Here is an 18255-nt window from a genome sequence, read left to right as displayed (position 1 = left end):
TTTACCTCTCTTTCCCTTTCCTTGGTTTTCGTTTCTGTTGTGGCTGCTGGTGGAGAATCTGATTCCGGTCTTTATTTCCCTGATTTCTCACCGGATCATTTCTATTCTCACGCCGCTCCGCTTCTTTCTTCCTTGCATTCTGTATTTCCCGAAGTTCCTTTCTGACCGATGGTTTCTCTGGTTTTTCCGGGGTAAATAACTTAGAAGTACCCTCTGCGGTTTTCTCTTGCTTCTTTGAGGTAGGCTCGGACAGACGGGATTTGGTCGTCTTTGCCAAAGAGGGGTTTTGCTCCTTCCCCTCTTTCTTTACCGGCTCTCCAAAAAGCTCATCCATAAGCTGATCCTCCTTGGATTTCTGCGGATAATCTTTCTCCGGTTCTGCCTGTCCCTGTTTTTCCTGCTGAACCTGTACTTTTTCCGGCTTCTTTTCCTGCTTCTCTGATTTTCCGGCTTTTGCTTTTTCTGCACGTGTCCGCTCAATTTCCGTCTTAATCTTCGCTGCTTCTGTTACAGATGCAAACTGAAATCTATCTACGATACGGTTGATCCTTGGTGCATCTTCTTCCTTTACAATCACATCTACCAGTCCGTCACTGCTTCCTCTTGGATTTCGGACTGCACAGTACAACACTCCATATCTTTTTGCTTCCTGAACAAATTGTTTCAGATCACTTTCTTTCACTGAAAATACCGTCAGTGGTCTACCTGATTTGACCAGTGTTTCAAGTCTTACTCTGCCTTTTGTCTTTTTCTTCTCTTTTAAGACTGCATACAGCATCACTGCCAGATGCTTCGCTCCTGTGCCACTGATCTTCAATGCTGCTACACCGACTTCCAACGACATTCGTACCACCTGATCAGCGGCTTCGCCTGATGTGTTCATGGCTTTGTTCCTCCTTCTTCTCTTTTTCTTCCTGCACCATCTTAAATTTTTCTTCGACTACCTTGGAACGTGCGGCAATTCCATCACAAAGTGCTGCCTCCTTTCTGAGCGTTCCAATTTTCTCTGTCAGAACTTTTATCTGCTCCTTCATTTCCTGTATTTCTTCTTCCGGTCTGTCTGCCCGAATCTTATAACGCAAGTGCTTCCGTTCCTCCGCACACTGCTCCATTTGTTTCTGTAAATGGTCTTTCAATGAAAAAAGCTGCTCCGCAGTATCAATGTGATAATGACAAAGCAGCTTCGTTTCTTTAGAAACGGTATTCAGTTTTAATAAATCCTCCCGGAACAATACATGCACCTGTTTGGAAGATATTGACGGGCGATTCTTCGATAGGATTCCTAAAAGATAACAGTAATGCAGATACAATCCCCGAAGTCCTCCGATTTTTCTTGTCTGCTTGAAGTTGCTGGATACCCGAATCCGGTAATGCCTCTGAACCGGAAATTTCTTCTCGGCAGGTAATTCATTTTCTTCCAGAATCCGAACCCTGATTGCTTCCAGTGAATAATTCTCTCCAAAATTCCGCTTTAACTTCAGACCACGCTCCCGCCCTTCCGGACGAATGGTAATGTCTTTCCCGAACTTAAAAGAATATCCTTTTTCCCGCAAATAAAAAAAGAACTGTTTTTCAGTCCTCGCCTTTCGGATTGCCTCGTCAACATCTGCTTTTACCATGCTGTGATAACTCGGCTTCCCATCCTGTTCTGCCTGCCACTCGGCATAATGTTTTCCTTTTCCCTGTTCTGGCTGCCTCACAACCGATAACTGGTATTCTTTACATAAACGGTCTGACACCATCCGCATATCCCGGTAATCCTGATTTGTCCTGTGGTATCTTTTCCCATCAATGAATGAAACTGAGTTCACCACAAAATGGTTGTGCAGATGATTCGCCTTATCCAAATGAGTCGCAATCAATACCTGATACTGACTGCCCCACAATTCTTCTGCCAGCTTCTTTCCAATCTCATGTGCCATTGCCGGATTACATTCTCCCGGTGCAAAAGACTGGTAGCCATGAAACGCAACAATTCCGTCCTCCTTTCCAAAACGCTTTTTGACCGCAATCATTTCTTCTCTGGCGGTTGTCGGTGCACAATTAAGTCCCGATACATACTGTTCCATCAGTTCTTCCGATTCTCCGACAACTTCCATTTCCATTGATTTAGATTGTCTCAGTCTGGTCTTTTCTGCATTCACCGCATAGGTAATCACATCATTAAGTCCTTGTAATTGCCCGGTTTCACTTTCTGAAATCAGTTCTTGGCTCGTCTGTTCTTTGGTCTTATCTGGATTTTCCGCATAATTGATTACTTTTCCAATCCAACCTTTGATGCTCCAGATTGATGTCACTGCCATGATTCGTTTTTCTCCGGAAGTATTACTGCTTCTGTAATCTTACGGACCGCTTCATTGAACTTCCACACTTCCTGATCGTAACGCTGCACATCTATCACATTTAACACATGTGCTTTCTGTGCAATCTGATTTAAGTTATTTCCAATCTTATGAAGTTCACGCATCATGGAATAATAATCTGGTGGCGGTGCGTCTCTTGGAACAACACCGGAAATCAACTGTCTCAGGTAAGCTTCCCGGTTCAGTCCACTTTTCTTTACTTTCTTATCCAATACCTCTGCTTCTTTTTTGTTCAATCGAAAAAGGATTGCTACATTACGTTTTCTCAACGCTCCATCTCCTTTACTTTCTGTATAGAATCTGGTTCCTGGCGAATCTGGTGTTTTTCTTTATCGTAGCTGTAAACTCTGTCTGAAAGGACTTCCTGCCGTTCCACTTCATTTTTATTTACTTCCCGTACCATTTCACCAAGCATTTTCGGTTCCATCTCTCCATTATCCGGAACGATCAGAACTTCATGCACAGATGACGGTAACACATAAAATCCTTCTGGAAAAAGCTGTTCCAATTTATTTAAAACTTCTGGCTGCGTGATCATAGATGCCCCATATTGCTTTTCTACATTCGTAAGTGCATACAACATATCATGTGAACGAAATCCAAAATCAACACTTTCATCTAATAAATTTGTCGCATGTCCTTCTTCATTAAAAATACGCAGCAACATTTCGTCCATTGACTGAAGAATCGGTGTATTTACAGGCTGTGTATTTGCTCTGGCCTGCTGGAACATTTCCTTTGCATCCACATTCCACATCTTAAGATGTTCATTTTTCACCTTCATAGTCGCTTTTCCATCGTTAGACTCTACCGGGAAATCCACATAACAGATAGCCGACAGATCTTCCATATTTTCATGAGGCATTTCCTGTAACATTCGTTTATTTGCCTGCGTGTTCACAAGCATCACTGCTAGATGTTCCTTCACAGAATCATAATCCATTGGGTTGATACTACTGTGCACAAATGGAGCGTTTCCTGCTTCTTCCATACATCTTGCAATTTCATTCATCACTTTCTCAACGGGTTCTCCCAGACGTATTTCATTGAAGAACGGTTCTACATAGACAACTGGGCACACATTTTCTTCCTGCAGTCTTACCTGTACTCCTACCATCTGGACTCCATTATTTTTATTCATCTGCATTACCTGAAATTCTGCATTCTCATATTTAGCTGGGAGAAAATTCCGAATATCTTTTGCTACACCTTCCGCAAATACCTTTTCTGCTATCATCTCTTTTACAATCATTTCTTCTGTTCTCCCTTCTTCTTGTTCATTTTCTTTAAATATTCCTGATACCGTCTTTCTGCTTTCTTCTTGTCTTTCATTGATACTTCAACCTGCATCTTGTATCTCCTTTCTTTTTGTCTACTGAATCTTGTTAATCTGCAACAGGCACATCAACACTACTCCTATAATGCCACCTACTAATACTCCACAAATAAACTTCAACATTGTTACTTTCTCCTTTTTCATTTTCTGAGGGTTTCAGGGATTCCCCTGACAAGCTGCCGCAGACTGCCAGACAGGAAACCTGTGTGGCAATCCAAAGGCGTTGCTTGCTGGTATTGTGTATTGCTATACTTCACCTGCCGGACAATATATTTGACAGTTTTCACACTGCTCCATGCAGCTCTCTTCCAGCACTTTTTCAGCAACAATTCCAAGCAATTCTCCCTGATTTTTCTCATTTTCTTTCAGAGTTTCAAGAAAAATCTTCAAAACTTCTTCACTGTCCACATCCTCTTCCATCGTCAAAATCAGGTCTTTCTTATGCACAACTGCCAGCTCATATTTCACCATTTTCATCTTCTGCTCACCTTCTATCTCTCGTATTTTTTATGACTTGCCAGACTCTTTTTTGCTGCTTTTGCCCTCTTTGTAACCGCCAGGTTTAACTTGATACAAAGCTGATCATTGTAATCTTTTCCATATTTCGGAGGCTCATCTTTTACCTGATACTGCTTTGGAAGTACAGTACAAATTGCTTTTGTGGCAAGTCTTCCGATACGGTCATTATCCAAATGCAGTACGATCACTTTCACTTCTGGATGCAGCTTTAATGCTCTGGTCAACGCTGCAGGGACCTTACTTTTTTCAATTTCTTTTGCTGGCTGATAGACGCCTGCAAGAGACAATAAATGTTCCTCTCTCCACTCCTTTCCCTCTGATTTCTGCAAGGTTGCATAGGACAACAAATCGATTGCTGACTCAAACAGATGCACCGTTTCACTTGGTTTTTCTGAAAAAACGGAAAAAGAATAATTCTTATCGCTTCCATTTGCCTCACCAATAAAGCTTGTCCCGGTTCCCCGAAGAGCTGCATATTTCGGACTTCCTTTCGCATCCATTCCTACAAATACTGCATTATGATGAAATGCACTTTCATAAATTCTTCCGGAATCCAGACAAAATCGAATGATTTCTTTGTCGATTCCTCGTTCCAAAAGATATGCAATCACTTCTGCATTGTCCTCATTTTTCTTTGGTAACAGCAAATGTTTTTCCATCGGAATGTTCTCGGATACAGAAAGAGACGGCTGAATATTTGCCTGTCCTGCAAGCAATTCAACCGCCTCTAAAAAGCTGTATTCTTTTACTTTGATCAGATAATCCAGTGCTGATCTGCCACCGATTCCCCTGCTCCACCACATCCATTTTCCATTGGATATTTTCAAGCTGTCGTGTGTTCTTGTGGTGTAGGTGTTGCCGGAAAAATGAACCAGTTCATACGGTTCATAATTTTTCAGGTAGGCGAGTAAGTCCATTCGCTTGACTTCCTGCATGACTGATGGTGGTATATATGGCATGATTTTCATCCCCTTTCCTGCCTGGGATTGATATGATATGGTTATATCAGGGCATAAAAATAGCCAGGTGATTCCTTTGGGTGGAACCATCTGGCTATGTAGCATTACGGTATTATTAATATTTATTCAAACTCAATATTACGAATTTCAACAAATTCATCCATATTTTCTGTGAGTTTCCTCCATTCAAGTAAATTATTATTTCTTTCTCCGCTCTTATAATATTCTCTGGCAATTACGCAAATTTCCACTCTACAGTTTATTTTATTACGAGCTTCTTTTTCAAAATCTTCTACTCTAATTGCAGTTTTCTCCATTAATCGAGGCAGATTTATAAATAACACATTTTTTTCACATTCTGTACTAATGTTATTCACAACAAGAGCATATAAGAGTCGTAGAATTGGCATTATGTTACTAATTTCAATATTAATTACTCTATACACAACCATCTTGTATACACTCTTCGAAAAAACTTTAAATTTTTCTGTTTTCTCTATGGCAAACTTCATTCTGCTAATTTCTAAATAGAAAATTTGCAATAACATTATATCCTCTTCCGAATATAGCCATACTTTTTCTTCCATACTTGCATATATATCTTTTTCCTGATTTGATTTTTCATGCTTCTGCTCCAAATTTTCAAGCAATACTTTCTCTATAACTGCTAAAACATTTGACGAAAGATAATATTCTTGTAATGCTTTAAAATATTCTTCTATTACATTTTTTTCTTCCATCGAAATTGATTCTTTTTGTTTTATTTTTAAAAGCAATAATCCTATTGCAATTCTATAACTTTGCTTATTCCGCTCTTTGATTTGATATGCAGTATGTTGATTCTCCTTCCAATATATATTGGTTCTAATCAATTTGGTCATTGCCGAAAAAAATCTTTTATAATCTATGGCATCTAATTGAAAATCTGGAAGTATATCAATTAGTTCTCTATATGATCCTGTATGTCCCGAAAAACACTGTTTATTACTGTCTTGCTCAATTAATTGTAATGTTCCTTTCAAAATAACATCATCATTTAATTTGTAACGTTCCTTATTTATATGGTACAAAATATATTGATGTTCACAAGTCTGTTTTTTCTCTAATTGTCGATATAAATATTCTTCATCATTCTGCTTTAAACAAATTAATTGCGCTAAAATAATCAACCGTTGTAATGCATCTGCTTTTTCTTGTTCTTGTCCATTCTCCATCAATTGTCGTATTTGAATTATAAGAGTGTTATACAAATCATCATTAATTTTGTATTTTTCTTTTGGTCGTTTTAAGTAATTTACTGGATCGTAATATGTTCGTCTTTCATTAGTTTTCATAGGGAATTTCAAAATTTTTTCGATGCGTTCACCCTGTTCTTTTTCTGTATATGCATTGCATACACCTTCCAGTATTTTATTAATTCCTTTAAAATTATCACGCACATTACTACTGCAAAGAATCAACATATAATCTAAAATTTGATCCAATACTCCAAGTGAACATTTGTAACACAATCTTGAAATAATTTGTGGAAGAATCTTTGCTGCATTGTCATAAACTGACGTAGACCAATTAGCATTTTCAGGCTTTACATTTTTGCTCACTAATTCAAGTGCTTTTAAATATTCTTGTATACACTCATCAACTTCTCCTTGCGTCATTTCCGAAAGTTTATTTCTTCCAAACAAAACATCTAATTCCTTATCATTCTGTGCAACCAGCATCTGTATTAAACACCAATGCGGATAATATAAATATAATGTTTCTATCACTCTTTGAAAACCTTTTGTATTCGTTACCATTTGTATTCTAAATGGATGTCCTGTCTGCTCAAGGAATCTTAAATAGTCTAATGCATAATAAATTTTTGTATTGGCTCTGCCCATATGAGATGTATAAGTAACACTTAAATCATAATTCGTCTGTAACGCCGTCTCTGGTTTTGTATCATCCTTTTCATTTAAATAAGCACAATACTTTTCATTTTCTTCCCACCATCTTACATCCTCAGTTTGAATACAATTTTCCGATTCTACATCCAAATTTGCTCGCCAGTTACCCTGACGAATAAAGTTTAACAATGAAACAATACATTCTTCCATTGAACATAAATATTCATCTTTGTTATTTTTCACTAGTTGTTGACGAATTTTAGGGAGAATTTCTCTAAGAATCTGTTCACCTTTAACGGTTTCACCAGCCATTGCGTACATACAACTTTTTATCATTAACCAATACCAATCTCCTTGTGTCAAATCCCATTTGTTTAACAATTCTATCAGATTTGCATCATCAAAACGGTACATTTTCATCCGCCAATTATTTGCATATAAAAATTGTTTTTCTTCATATTTCAATGTGGATTCTAGAATCTTCGCTCTGCATAAATCATATTTTTTCCAATCAGCCAATTCTCGAAATGCTCTTAGCAGTTGTAGATAAATATATTGTATTTTATAGTCTTTTTTTTCTTCATGCTGCTCCAATATGTTCCAAAATTCTTCTGCCGTTTGTACTATAATTGGACGACCAACAATATTCAAAAACTTCACATACTCATACATATATTCCAACTGAATATCAAATGATATGTCCACAAACTTTTCTTTTCCTCGAAAAAAACTCATTTTCTCATCCAATTCTTCCAAGATTAGATTTACCTTATATTTCATTTTCCATGGTAAAAATATCCATCCTGGATAAGATTCATTTAGAATTTTTAATTTTTTTGTTTTTTCTTCAAAACTATTTTCTGCTGATAACGATATTTCACTGAAATCAAACCAGTTATCTCTTTTTTCCTTCTCATCAATCCTCTTAAATATTCGAAAAAACTCATAAGTCTTTCTGGAATTTCTTTTTCCGGATATGCTTCTTGCAAATCCACCACAATAATATTCTTATCAAATAACAATTTTTGTTTTGCATCAGAAATATGTTCAACCGAAATCATATATATTTTTTGAGAACTACTTTTTCCCAAATTATCATGAATCCAACCAATCCAACTAAGGAAATTAGGATCTTCGCAGGAAAATCCTATCATACAAAATACATTTTCCAATAGAGCTTGCTGAACAGTATTTACCATCGCTGCAAATCTTACAGGATATGTTCTATAATCTTCTTCTGTAATAATAAATGGACGTTGTGATGGAAACGATCCATGAAGTTTTAAAATCCTAGGTGCATCATTACTATTTACTAAATCCTCTTGATTCACTACTACATTATATCTTCTCTTAGAAACCTTATCTGCAGCACGCTCTAAAAGAGTATCATAATTTGTTGTAAACACATCTCTCCACGGTAATTCCATTAATTTGGTATACACTTCTGATGGACCATAATCTTCATCTGGAATTGCCTCTTTTAAAATATTTTCCAATTTAGGTCGTCCTACTGTAATTTCAACCTCTTGCGCTAATCTAAGAGAACTGTTGTATTCTTTACCAGGTCCATCATTTCCATATACCGTTTCATAAAACATATCAGATAATTCATTCCAGTTTTTAAACCATTTGTCCGTTGATGAAAGTTTATCTGCATTTTTTGAAAATCCGGCTCCAATCATCACAGCTGCATGATTTGCTGACATCGCTTCCGCTATTTCTCTTATGTAATCCATAAGCGTCTTCCTCCATATATTTCCAAACGAAAAATATATCTACCCTATCAATTCACAATCCTTCAGTACCTTCTCTATCGCCTCCCACGCTGCCAACGAAGGATTCTCCTTATAATACTGATATCCTTTATATTGATGCAAAGTATATCCATTTTCCTGATTTCTCTGCATAATCTTCTTCGCCCTATCAATAGCTGCAATTACATTGGACAAATCCATTTTATTAAGGCATCTCTTAAAATTATTCTCTTCCTTGAATTCATCCATATTTTGAAACTTTTCTCCAAATGCACGATTAATCGGTGTAACGTACTGTTTTCTGTGAGAGAATGAAGCATTGCAATTTGTCATATGAAGAATAATCCACAAGTCGAAAGTGAAATTACTGTACCCGGATTTATATTTAATCTGCTTTCCTATTTTTTCCGCTTTCTTCATATTGTCTAATGCTTCTTGAAACCCTTTGACATGAATTGTTTTATCCCCAATTAGGTGTAAAACTCTGCTCGATGGCGGGCGGCGGCGTACAAAAAATCTATATGGTGTTTTTAAGAGAACCGTCCCGGCGGGACAGGTCAGGCAGTGACCTGTTCCACCTCTGGGATGGGTTTGAGATTAAAATGAATTTCGATAGAAATGTGTCTTGTTTTATCTTCGTCAATGCGCTCATGCACGACGATTTCTTTGATTAAGCGGTTGAGGGTGGCTGCGTCCAGCTCTGTGATATTGGCGTATTCCTGAATGGCTTCCACCCATTGTTTTGCGTCATTGGCAAGCTGGACTTCATCGGACAGCCGCTTTCTGCCCTCGGACACTTTTGCTTTAAGCTCCGCTTGCTCGGTCTGTGTCTTTTCCAGCATGGTGTTGAAATTCTGCTCACTGATACGCCCTGCAATCATATCCTCATAAAGCCGCATGACCATTTTATCCAGAACCTCAATCCGTTCCTCGTCCCTTGTAAGGGAGCGTTCCATTGCTTCCCGCTGTTCCCGCTGCTCGGCTTCACAGGTATTAGTCAGGCGGTCGGCAACCGCTTTCCCGTCCATCAGGGCAGCTCTGGCACATTCCCGGATTTTCCGCAGCACATGGCTGTAAAGGGTGTCATAGTCAATCCGGTGCTGGGTGCAGTGGTTCTTTCCAAAGGCATTGTAGGTTTTGCAGGAGTAAATCTGCTGGGGATGTTTTGCGTTTGTGTAGCGTATCGTCAGCGACTTCCCACACTCGCCGCATTTTATCAATCCGGCAAACAGGCTGATTTCATTGGTCTGCCCCGGACGCTGGCGGGATTTCAGCTTGTTCTGCACAATGTCAAAGCTCATGCGGTCAATCAGCGGTTCATGCTGTTCCTCCACTACAATCCAGTCCTCCGGCTTCTTTTCCCCAATCGTGCCGATTTTGAAGCGGTAGTCTTTTTTCTGGGAAGCAATCGCCCCGGTGTAGACGGGATTCATCAAAAGGTCTTTGATAACGGAGAAGTCCCACATATACCGCCCGTTTTCCGGGTCTTTCTTTTCCCATTTGGTGCGGGTATTGCGAAGCCCCCGTTCCCGGTTCCACCATGTGGGGCAGGGGATTTTTTCTTCCTCCAGCCGTCTGCGGATATAGTTCGGACCATGACCGTTCAGGGCATATCCGAAAATCAGCCGCACAATCGGGGCGGTTTCCTCGTCAATGAGCAGATGGTTTCTGTCCTCTGGGTCTTTCCGATACCCAAAAGGGGCAAGACACCCGGTAAACTGTCCTTTCTGCGCTTTCAGAAGATAAGAGGAATGGACTTTCTTGGAAATATCCTTGCTGTACATCTCGTTCAGAATATTCTTGAACGGGGCAATATCGTTGTTATCCCGCAGGGTGTCGATACCGTCATTCATGGCGATATAGCGGACACCGTTTCTTGGGAAAAAGTCCTCAATCAAATGCCCGGTTTGCAGATAGTTACGCCCCAGTCGGCTGAGGTCTTTCGTGATGACAAGGTTGATCTGCCTGCGCTCAATGGCTCTCAACATTCTCTGTAAATCAGGACGCTCCATGTTAAGACCTGTGAAGCCATCATCCTGATAGACTGCCACAACCTCCCATCCCTGCTTTTCGCAGTATTTTTCCAGCATATCACGCTGGTTTGCGATACTGGCACTTTCGCCTTGCAGGTCATCGTCCTTTGACAGCCTGCAATAGACCGCCGCACGATAGCCCCCGGCAAGTGCCTTTCCGATTGTTCTATATTCCATTTCGTTCATCATAGCCATTTACCCACACAATCCAGACGGTATCTGGCTCTTTTGAACCTCATCTTCATTATAGCTCATATCTTTCCTTTTAGCAAGATATTCTTTCGTATTCGTCTTGCCGTATTTCTGGGAAATCAGGCTGACGAACACATCAGTGGCGTCCAGTTCCCCGTCAAATACAGTGGTCACATGAATCTCTGTTTTGTTTTTTGCCATAGGCAGTTATCCTCCATACATGAAAATAGCCAGACAGAGGGTGTCGGCAACGAAGTCCGGCAACGGGCTTCAAAAGACCTTGCAAACAATCTCAATCTGGCGATGGTTACTATTTATACTTTTCTTTTATTTTTCTGTTGTTTTGGTTGTTATAAGGGTGAAAAGCCCGGAAATAAGGGGTTTTCACCGGCAACCGGCTCGGCAACGGGATAGCAACAGGGGGTGCAACGGGCTGTCCTTTTCAGAATGGAAGCTCCATCTGTTCTGTGACCTCCACAAAACCGTCCATCGTTTTTTCAGACGGGTTGCCGGAGTCCGTTGCCGGGTTTTCACGCTCCCAGCCCTTTTGTCTGCCGTATTCGGAAAACATTCTTGGGTTCTGAAAGTACCTCCAGCGGTCAATGCACTGGTTCATTATCTCGTTGATTTCCCGGATTTCCCATTGCTTCGGCTCGTCAAAAGCATGGTTCAAGGCTTCCTTGTAGAGCTGCTTGGAACAGACCATGCTCCCGGTGTACTTATCAAGATACGCCTGTATCATCCCTGCTTTGGTGTCCTCCGGCATAAAATCCCGCTGGTGTTCTTTGAGATACCGCTGCATGGTGGGGCTGAAAGCCAGCTTGAACCTGCCGCTTCGGTAAATCTCCATCGCTTCTGCCCACATCTGCTCGATATAGGCTCTGGAAGCGGCCTCGTCCTCCAAAATGTGAACCTCGGCTTGCTCCGGGTAAACCATGACGGGGATAAAGCGGCGGTTGCCGGAACGGTCAAGGGGCAGGAAGTCAAGGGCATTGGAAGTGCCGCCAAACACGCACTGACGGGGGCGGTCTGCCGGGTGGGTTTCATAAGGTATCTTGTAGACCTCCTTCTGCCGGCTTAAAAACGACTTGATTTCCTCAATGCTCTTGGCGTTGGCGGTTGCCATCATTTCCGACATTTCGATAATCCAGTGACCTTGCAGCTTGCGGTACACATTGTCATCGTCCAACTTCCGCAAATCATCGGAGAACCACTCGTCCCGGACTGCCAGCAGGCGGAAGAAGGTGGACTTGCCAGCCCCCTGACCGCCTACCAGACAGAGCATGATTTCAAATTTGCATCCCGGCTGAAAGGCTCGTGAGATTGCACCCAGCAGGAACAGCTTCAACGCTTCATAGGTGTAATCGTCTGCGTCAGCCCCCAGAAAGTGCCGCAGGCAGAAACGGATTCGTTCTGTCCCGTCCCACACAAGGGTATTGAGATAGTCCCGGATGGGATGGTACTTGTTTTCATTCGCCACAATCCCGATGGCGTTATCAATCTTTTTCTCATTGGTAAGCCCATAGGTTTCTTCCAGATAAAGAAGCAGATACTTCATATCTGTATCGTTCAGGGCGGTGCCTTCCCTGTGAAAACCGATGGGCTTTATGATGTCCTTGCGGTCGGTCAGAATGTTGTATGCAATAGCCCCGGAAAGTAGCGGGTCACGCTGGAATACGGTCAGGCAGTTCCGTATGCTCTGACGGACACCGCCTTTCTCGGTAGTTTCCAGCCCCGCCTTGATTTCCTCAATGCTCTGGGGCGGCTGCATGGCGTTCATGGTGTTTTTTAGTTCTTGCTGCGTCTGCGGCTGCAAGCTCTGCCATTCGCTGTTCAAGCTGTATCACATCCTTTCCGTAGTCCGCAATCAAAGCCGCTTTTTCCTCTGTCTCCCCGAACAGCAATATATCCAGCAGATATTCCACTTGGGCTTGCTTCTGTAAGGCTTCCACGAACCGGGGATGAAAGGCTTCCTCCGGGGAGTGCGGGGCGTAGTCCTTTCTCCATGCCATAAGCAAGTGAAGATAATCGGCAAGAATACGGAAGCAGCGGTTCTTTGCTTCCTGAAACTGTTCCTCCGGGGATTTCTGCCGGGGCTTGGGCTTTTTTGCCTTTCCCGGCGGTTTCCAGTCCTCATAGGAAAGCCCGAAGTCCTGTGCCAGTTGTACGGCAGCTTCTTTCTTTCCCAGCCCATACAGGGCGGCGGTAAAATCAATCACATCCCCATCCGCACCGCAGCCGAAGCAGTGGTAACGCCGATCCAGCTTCATACTTGGGGTTTTATCGTTATGGAACGGGCAGCAAGCCATCCCGTTCCGACCTACATGGATTCCATAATGCTCCGCAGCCTGTCTTGTTGTGACGGACTGCTTCACAGCTTCAAATACATTCAAATCTATCCCTCCTTGAAAATAAGAAAAGCACCTGACATTCTCTGATTGAAAATGCAAGTGCCTGTTAAAGTTCCATATCCTGTTGTCTGTGTTTCGCCTGTGCCGGGGCGGTTCTTTGAGCCTTTTTCTCGTCCGCCTTATCCTGCAAGACTTCCTTGATGGGCTGCTTCTTAGGCGGCTCTTTACTTTCCTCTGTGCCGGGTGTGGCTTTCCGTACCCAGTAGCGGATGTCCCGCAGCTTCTTCAAATCCTCCTGTACCTCGGTCAGCGGTACTTTCAGCTCTGCGATTTCGCTGAGAAGTTTTTCCTGCTCCTCTTGCAGCTCCTTTTGGGTACTGTCCTTATCGTCTGGGTGCTTGGCAAGGTAGGCAGCGGCTTTCTCATACCGGGCAACATCAGGGTGTTCCTGTTTGAATTTCTCCTTTGTTTTCTTGAAAAATATCTTCTGGTACTTCTCATAGAAAGGCTTACATTCCTTGCAGTCTGTCCGGCTGGCAAGAATCCCGTCAATCACTTTGCTTCGGGCTTCCTTTGGCTTCATCTGATTGCGGTAATCTGCGGCTGATTTCCCGGAAGATTCCAGAAATGCTTCTAAGTCCTCCACAGTGGAAAGCCCCTTTTGCTGGAGATAGGACAGGGCTTCGCTGACTGCCTTTAAGTCCTGTGAAGTCCCCCGATTTTGTCCAGACCTCGTCCAGTCCTTCCGTTCTTCCTTTCGTATCTCCATATATTTCATCAGTAGATTGGGAAGAAGTGTCGCTTCCTCCGCCGCCTTTTGTGCAAGCAGTTCTTTCCGTTTTTCTCCCAGCTCGGTAATCCAGCCTTTGAGGTTTTGGATAAGCTGCCGGATGGACTTCATCAGGCGGTTGGCGGCTCTGATTTCCCGGTTCAGGTTGCCGATGTTCGTCTGGATACCCCGCTTTTCCATCTGCCGGACAGCAGCTCCCTCATGGACAGTAGGGATAATATCAAGCCCCTGTCTGGCATAAGAACGCAAGTCCACACGCTCTGGGCGGTCATTGGCTTCCAGATAGCGGTTCTGGATGACCTCCCATTCATGCCGCCAGATTTCGCAATACTTCTGGTCGTTCCAATCCACCGTATCCTCCTTGTGGCTTTTCCATCTGCCGGACGGAAGTTTTATCCGTTCCCCGTTTTCGTCAAGGTCATAAACCTTGCGGCTCTTGGGAAGCCATTTTCCATGTTCGTCCATTGCCCTCATAGTGAGCATGACATGGGCGTGGGGATTGTGTCCCGGCGGATGGGGGGCATGGATTGCAAAATCAGCAATCATGCCTTTGGAAACAAACTGCTGCTCACAAAACTCCCGGACAAGGACAGCATACTGGTCGGGCGGTATCTCTCTGGGGATGGTAAGCACCCACCGCCTTGCAAGCTGGGAGTTCCATTGTTTTTCCACCGCTTCGGCGGCGTTCCACAAAGTATTGCGGTCTGCATATTCCTGTGGGGCATTAGGTGGGAGCAGGATTTCATTGTGGACAATACCACGCTTTTCCGGGTAGTGCTTCACTTGCTGGTCGTATTCACAGAACAGCTTTTCGCCGCTTTGGTAAGCAGCGGCGGCAACCGCAGACTGTCGCTGGCTGCGCTGAACAATCGTGATTTCGTTGTGTGGGCAGGGCATTTCGTGTCCCTCCTTTCGGTAATTGGTGGATGGGGTGGCGTTTTACCACCTCATTTTGGCAGAAAAAAAGCAGGAGACCTTTTTCAGATTTCCTGCTCGGTGTGCCGCTATGTGGGCGGCGGGTATTTAATTGTAAAAGTTCGGGGCAAGTTGACCCGATGTGAAGCTGACAAACTTGAATTGATTTACTTTGTTTGTAAATCTTCCAGAAAGAAAATTCCCTCTGTTAGGTTGATAAACATTTCCTTGTCCTTGATTACATGAATTTTATTGTTCCACCAGACAGTAGTGTTATTAGCGGAGATGGTTTTGCTTGTTCCATCTTTAAGAAAATAAGTAATTGTAATAGCAGGTTCTTCTTCGCTATTCACTTCCCCAAATAAATCATATTTCAGAAATCCCGTTAGCTTTAAGGCTAACTCAATATCCTCACGGCTCGAAATTTCTTTAACATCATCCGTGACACTCGGATACGTGATATTTACAGACTGAATATCATTTATGCGGGGCAATTCCCAAAGATACATACCATTCATAAATATGTTGATTCCAACAATCAAAACTGTCATAACTATCACTTCTATCAAAAATCGAATAAGACATTTGAAAATCTTGTTCACCAATTTATCCTCCAATCTCGATTTCTCCTGCTCCCAAAATCCCGATTTGTTGTCATCTCCATTATACTTCATCGCCTATCGAAAAGATAGCGTATTTTATGAAACTTGTCGGCTGGGAACAGCTTGCACCGCAAGGTGTCCCCAACAGGCAAGTCCACAAAAGGGTAGCTGGCGGCAGCCAGCGCAGGGGAAGTGTAGCGTCCCCTGTATGATTTGGAGCAGACCATGACTGCGGAAAATCACAGCCCTCCGGCGAGGAGCCTTCGGAGAACGCAATGCACCAACCTCTGGGTGGTGTATAATTGCGCCCTTAGTAAACTAAGGGGTTTCCGGCTTCTCCCGTTCCAGCAGTTTTTTCAATAGTTCCTGCGTGTCCTGCCTGTGAAAAATGAGTTTCAACAACAGCATGACATCATCATCTGTCAGGCGTTCCGGCTCTTGCAGAAAACTTTCCAGCATACCGCCACGAGTACAGAGCCGGTGCGTCCGTTCCTTTCGGGTAAGCTGCTTTAACTGGTGCTGCAATGCCTTTTCATCATTGATGGCTTTCCGCAGTTTCTTTTCGCTTTTCTCCAACTCCCGATTGAGTTTTTCCAGCTTTGAGGTATCAGGCAAGGGCAGCGTCCTCCTTTCCCGGTATCAGCACATAAATCCTGTTTGGTTCTCCAACGCCCTGACGCACCCGCATGATAAGTCCGGCGTTTTCCAGTTCATTCAAAGAACGCTTGACCGTCATAGAGCTGCGGGACAGGACTGCGGCAATGGCTGTGACAGGGAAGCAGACAAACAGGATTCCGTTCTCGTCCTCCTGCCCATTGGAGAGCATAGCGTCCAACATCCGGCAGTACATGATCTTTGCGGTGCTGCTGACTGGAAACCCTGTCAACGCTCTTGGAAAAGCCATACAGGGCGGCAATGGTGTGTCTATCGTCATAAATTCAAAAATCATTCGGTGTGTTCCTCCTTTTTCTTTGCTCGTTTGGATAAATAACGGGGGCAGTCAATCACAACCGCCCGGAAGCTCTGCTTGCACCCATGCTGGCATTTCCGGCATAATTCGTTGTAAGTGACACGCCCCCGGTCATTGAGGTAAAAAGAAAGCTCATGCTTCCTCTTTTTGCTCATTCTCGGCATATTGCGCTTCCTCCCGTTTTCGTGTATGGTTTCGGGGCGATTTTCGGCAAAATTACAGCCATAGAGCCGCCTAAAATCTCCCGAAGTATCAGAGATAGGGTAGACTATCCCCCTATCAGATTGTCGTGTTTCGGTATCATTTCGGTGTCAGTTCGCCAGTTCTCCCCGGTGTCGTTCCTCCCCTGAATCTCACAGCGGCGTATCGCTCCCTTTGGTATGCTCGTTTTGGTCAGGGTTCCTCCATATCCCTGCCAAAAGTCATGGCACTACATCGCCGGGGAAGCATATCCCACACAGGCTGGTCATTCGATTGGAATAATCCATCGATGAACTACCTGTATCATAGAACATTTTTGTGCCCTGTGCCGTATGTCCACAAAGTAGGAATTCGGGGTAAAAATCAGAAATTTCCACGATTGCGGAATTGATATGGTATAATCAATTCAACGGTTATAAATGTCGTTAGAAAGGGGGAACTGCTTCAATGAACGGAGCTACTACAATACAGGAACGGCTAAAAGATTTACGATTAAACAAAGGATTAAAACTGGAAGAACTGGCTGAGCAAACGGGTATTTCAAAATCGGCTCTTGGCAGTTATGAAAAAGACGACTATAAGGAAATCAATCATGGCAACCTTATCCTGCTGGCAGATTTTTATGGGGTGTCCCTCGATTATCTCTTTTGCCGGACAGAGAACCGGGCGGAGATCAACACGCCATTAAGGGAGCTGCATTTGAGTGATGAGATGGTAGCACTTCTGAAAAGCGGTCGGATTAACAACCGTCTGCTGTGCGAACTTGCCACCCATAAGGACTTTATCAAGTTTCTTGCGGACATTGAGATTTATGTGGATGGGATTGCCACCATGCAGATTCAAAACCTCAACGCCCTTGTCGATACCGTCCGGCATGAAATCATTGAACGGTATCGCCCCGGCGAAGATGACCCCCATTTGAAAGTGTTGCAAGCCGCCCATATCAGTGATGATGAATATTTCAGTCACATGGTACGGGATGACCTCAACCTGATTATCCGGGATATTCGGGAAGCCCATAAAAAGGACAGCGAGAGTGCACCTCAGACCACCGTTGCCGATGAACTGAAAGAAAATCTGGAAGCGGTTGAAAATTTCAAGGGCAGCCGTGATGAAAAGCTGGTTGTCCTTTACTGTAAGCAGCTTGGTATCAACTATAAAAATCTGTCAGATGAAGAATTTCGCTGGCTGATTCGGATTCTCAAAAAATCAAAGAAAATGGGAACGCCTATCAGCCAGAGGAAAAAACGATAAAGAAAAACCGCTGTTGCATGGTTTGTTGGCTTCCATGTAGCAGCGGTTTTTGCTGGGATTATTCAGTTGAATTTTTAGCACGACAAACTGGAATTTTCAAATTAGTCTTTGCAAATAACCTTTGAAT

At 43.1% G+C, this 18255-nt stretch carries 21 protein-coding genes; 2 read left to right on the top strand and 19 right to left on the bottom strand.

The features are described 5' to 3' along the window. Position 1: 1 nt before the first annotated feature. The 12 genes from PG766_RS14655 to PG766_RS14600 all read right to left on the bottom strand — a co-directional run bounded on the left by PG766_RS14655 (position 2) and on the right by PG766_RS14600 (position 11246). A complete protein-coding gene (locus PG766_RS14655) occupies positions 2 to 883 on the bottom strand; it encodes a PcfB family protein (RefSeq protein WP_270591105.1) in 882 nt (293 codons plus the stop codon). Continuing rightward, complete coding sequence (locus PG766_RS14650; protein WP_118199079.1) at positions 858 to 2303, bottom strand: relaxase/mobilization nuclease domain-containing protein; 1446 nt, start codon at positions 2301 to 2303, stop codon at positions 858 to 860. The genes PG766_RS14655 and PG766_RS14650 overlap by 26 nt, the downstream gene beginning before the upstream one ends. Further along, positions 2294 to 2632 carry a plasmid mobilization protein gene (locus PG766_RS14645; protein ID WP_021740716.1) on the bottom strand — a complete coding sequence of 113 codons (339 nt, stop codon included), beginning with the start codon at positions 2630 to 2632 and terminating at the stop codon, positions 2294 to 2296. Before PG766_RS14645 ends, PG766_RS14650 begins: the two co-directional genes overlap by 10 nt. Further along, positions 2629 to 3615 (bottom strand): DUF5688 family protein, encoded by a 987-nt coding sequence (locus PG766_RS14640; RefSeq protein ID WP_118199078.1) that lies wholly within the window; start codon positions 3613 to 3615, stop codon positions 2629 to 2631. Before PG766_RS14640 ends, PG766_RS14645 begins: the two co-directional genes overlap by 4 nt. 120 nt (positions 3616 to 3735) lie before the next feature. Beyond that, positions 3736 to 3822, bottom strand: coding sequence for a DUF3789 domain-containing protein (locus PG766_RS14635; protein WP_101872451.1), 87 nt, complete (start codon positions 3820 to 3822; stop codon positions 3736 to 3738). A 123-nt stretch (positions 3823 to 3945) separates the two neighbouring features. Then, positions 3946 to 4176 (bottom strand): hypothetical protein, encoded by a 231-nt coding sequence (locus PG766_RS14630; RefSeq protein WP_243006463.1) that lies wholly within the window; start codon positions 4174 to 4176, stop codon positions 3946 to 3948. 14 nt (positions 4177 to 4190) lie between these two features. Further along, positions 4191 to 5177: a DUF3991 and TOPRIM domain-containing protein gene (locus tag PG766_RS14625; RefSeq protein ID WP_117824320.1), complete on the bottom strand. Its 987-nt coding sequence runs from the start codon at positions 5175 to 5177 to the stop codon at positions 4191 to 4193. Between the two features lie 122 nt (positions 5178 to 5299). After that, the gene (locus tag PG766_RS14620; RefSeq protein ID WP_270591101.1) at positions 5300 to 7822 is read right to left on the bottom strand and encodes an SIR2 family protein; all 2523 of its coding nucleotides are present in this window, start codon (positions 7820 to 7822) and stop codon (positions 5300 to 5302) included. A gap of 71 nt (positions 7823 to 7893) precedes the next feature. After that, positions 7894 to 8802, bottom strand: coding sequence for an SIR2 family NAD-dependent protein deacylase (locus tag PG766_RS14615; RefSeq protein WP_243014347.1), 909 nt, complete (start codon positions 8800 to 8802; stop codon positions 7894 to 7896). Between the two features lie 39 nt (positions 8803 to 8841). Continuing rightward, positions 8842 to 9276 (bottom strand): RloB domain-containing protein, encoded by a 435-nt coding sequence (locus tag PG766_RS14610; RefSeq protein ID WP_442872523.1) that lies wholly within the window; start codon positions 9274 to 9276, stop codon positions 8842 to 8844. A gap of 101 nt (positions 9277 to 9377) precedes the next feature. Further along, positions 9378 to 11048 carry a recombinase family protein gene (locus tag PG766_RS14605; protein WP_118518038.1) on the bottom strand — a complete coding sequence of 557 codons (1671 nt, stop codon included), beginning with the start codon at positions 11046 to 11048 and terminating at the stop codon, positions 9378 to 9380. Further along, complete coding sequence (locus PG766_RS14600) at positions 11049 to 11246, bottom strand: hypothetical protein (protein WP_003020324.1); 198 nt, start codon at positions 11244 to 11246, stop codon at positions 11049 to 11051. It lies immediately after the preceding gene. Here PG766_RS14600 and PG766_RS17000 point away from each other — a divergent pair. Beyond that, the gene (locus tag PG766_RS17000) at positions 11220 to 11459 is read left to right on the top strand and encodes a hypothetical protein (protein WP_021682886.1); all 240 of its coding nucleotides are present in this window, start codon (positions 11220 to 11222) and stop codon (positions 11457 to 11459) included. The two genes, PG766_RS14600 and PG766_RS17000, sit on opposite strands and share 27 nt — an antisense overlap. A gap of 28 nt (positions 11460 to 11487) precedes the next feature. On the opposite strand, the gene PG766_RS14595 is transcribed toward PG766_RS17000, so the two are convergent. The 7 genes from PG766_RS14595 to PG766_RS14565 all read right to left on the bottom strand — a co-directional run bounded on the left by PG766_RS14595 (position 11488) and on the right by PG766_RS14565 (position 16837). After that, positions 11488 to 12825, bottom strand: a complete 1338-nt coding sequence (locus PG766_RS14595; protein ID WP_117546827.1) for a virulence-associated E family protein — start codon at positions 12823 to 12825, stop codon at positions 11488 to 11490. After that, a complete protein-coding gene (locus PG766_RS14590; RefSeq protein ID WP_117546828.1) occupies positions 12794 to 13438 on the bottom strand; it encodes a CHC2 zinc finger domain-containing protein in 645 nt (214 codons plus the stop codon). Before PG766_RS14590 ends, PG766_RS14595 begins: the two co-directional genes overlap by 32 nt. A 64-nt stretch (positions 13439 to 13502) precedes the next feature. Next, complete coding sequence (gene mobQ / locus PG766_RS14585) at positions 13503 to 15083, bottom strand: MobQ family relaxase (RefSeq protein WP_117546829.1); 1581 nt, start codon at positions 15081 to 15083, stop codon at positions 13503 to 13505. Between the two features lie 185 nt (positions 15084 to 15268). Then, on the bottom strand, positions 15269 to 15718 hold the full coding sequence (locus tag PG766_RS14580; protein WP_117546830.1) for a hypothetical protein: 450 nt from the start codon (positions 15716 to 15718) through the stop codon (positions 15269 to 15271). Positions 15719 to 16021: 303 nt separating this feature from the next. Then, positions 16022 to 16318, bottom strand: a complete 297-nt coding sequence (locus PG766_RS14575) for a DUF3847 domain-containing protein (RefSeq protein WP_002594808.1) — start codon at positions 16316 to 16318, stop codon at positions 16022 to 16024. Continuing rightward, positions 16311 to 16652 carry a DeoR family transcriptional regulator gene (locus PG766_RS14570; protein WP_015524256.1) on the bottom strand — a complete coding sequence of 114 codons (342 nt, stop codon included), beginning with the start codon at positions 16650 to 16652 and terminating at the stop codon, positions 16311 to 16313. The genes PG766_RS14575 and PG766_RS14570 overlap by 8 nt, the downstream gene beginning before the upstream one ends. Next, positions 16649 to 16837 (bottom strand): hypothetical protein, encoded by a 189-nt coding sequence (locus tag PG766_RS14565; protein ID WP_002304353.1) that lies wholly within the window; start codon positions 16835 to 16837, stop codon positions 16649 to 16651. Before PG766_RS14565 ends, PG766_RS14570 begins: the two co-directional genes overlap by 4 nt. Before the next feature lie 484 nt (positions 16838 to 17321). On the opposite strand from PG766_RS14565, the gene PG766_RS14560 reads away from it, so the two are divergent. Next, entirely contained in the window at positions 17322 to 18128 is an 807-nt protein-coding gene (locus tag PG766_RS14560; protein ID WP_006573790.1) for a helix-turn-helix transcriptional regulator, read from the top strand. Positions 18129 to 18255 lie beyond the last annotated feature (127 nt).

This window comes from Coprococcus sp. LG101-27 (assembly GCF_027695515.1).
In the GTDB taxonomy this organism is placed as follows: Bacteria; Bacillota; Clostridia; order Lachnospirales; family Lachnospiraceae; genus Allocoprococcus; species Allocoprococcus comes.
This window is presented reverse-complemented; position numbering and strand designations above follow the sequence as displayed.

What these genes read in the sequence shown, in the direction of transcription:
- PG766_RS14655 (WP_270591105.1), bottom strand. Translation starts at nt 883, where the DNA reads ATGAACACATCAGGCGAAGCCGCTGATCAGGTGGTACGAATGTCGTTG.
- PG766_RS14650 (WP_118199079.1), bottom strand. Translation starts at nt 2,303, where the DNA reads ATGGCAGTGACATCAATCTGGAGCATCAAAGGTTGGATTGGAAAAGTA.
- PG766_RS14640 (WP_118199078.1), bottom strand. Translation starts at nt 3,615, where the DNA reads ATGATTGTAAAAGAGATGATAGCAGAAAAGGTATTTGCGGAAGGTGTA.
- PG766_RS14635 (WP_101872451.1), bottom strand. Translation starts at nt 3,822, where the DNA reads ATGTTGAAGTTTATTTGTGGAGTATTAGTAGGTGGCATTATAGGAGTA.
- PG766_RS14630 (WP_243006463.1), bottom strand. Translation starts at nt 4,176, where the DNA reads ATGAAAATGGTGAAATATGAGCTGGCAGTTGTGCATAAGAAAGACCTG.
- PG766_RS14625 (WP_117824320.1), bottom strand. Translation starts at nt 5,177, where the DNA reads ATGCCATATATACCACCATCAGTCATGCAGGAAGTCAAGCGAATGGAC.
- PG766_RS14615 (WP_243014347.1), bottom strand. Translation starts at nt 8,802, where the DNA reads ATGGATTACATAAGAGAAATAGCGGAAGCGATGTCAGCAAATCATGCA.
- PG766_RS14605 (WP_118518038.1), bottom strand. Translation starts at nt 11,048, where the DNA reads ATGGCTATGATGAACGAAATGGAATATAGAACAATCGGAAAGGCACTT.
- PG766_RS17000 (WP_021682886.1), top strand. Translation starts at nt 11,220, where the DNA reads ATGAATCTCTGTTTTGTTTTTTGCCATAGGCAGTTATCCTCCATACAT.
- PG766_RS14600 (WP_003020324.1), bottom strand. Translation starts at nt 11,246, where the DNA reads ATGGCAAAAAACAAAACAGAGATTCATGTGACCACTGTATTTGACGGG.
- PG766_RS14595 (WP_117546827.1), bottom strand. Translation starts at nt 12,825, where the DNA reads ATGAACGCCATGCAGCCGCCCCAGAGCATTGAGGAAATCAAGGCGGGG.
- mobQ (WP_117546829.1), bottom strand. Translation starts at nt 15,083, where the DNA reads ATGCCCTGCCCACACAACGAAATCACGATTGTTCAGCGCAGCCAGCGA.
- PG766_RS14570 (WP_015524256.1), bottom strand. Translation starts at nt 16,652, where the DNA reads ATGATTTTTGAATTTATGACGATAGACACACCATTGCCGCCCTGTATG.
- PG766_RS14565 (WP_002304353.1), bottom strand. Translation starts at nt 16,837, where the DNA reads ATGCCGAGAATGAGCAAAAAGAGGAAGCATGAGCTTTCTTTTTACCTC.
- PG766_RS14560 (WP_006573790.1), top strand. Translation starts at nt 17,322, where the DNA reads ATGAACGGAGCTACTACAATACAGGAACGGCTAAAAGATTTACGATTA.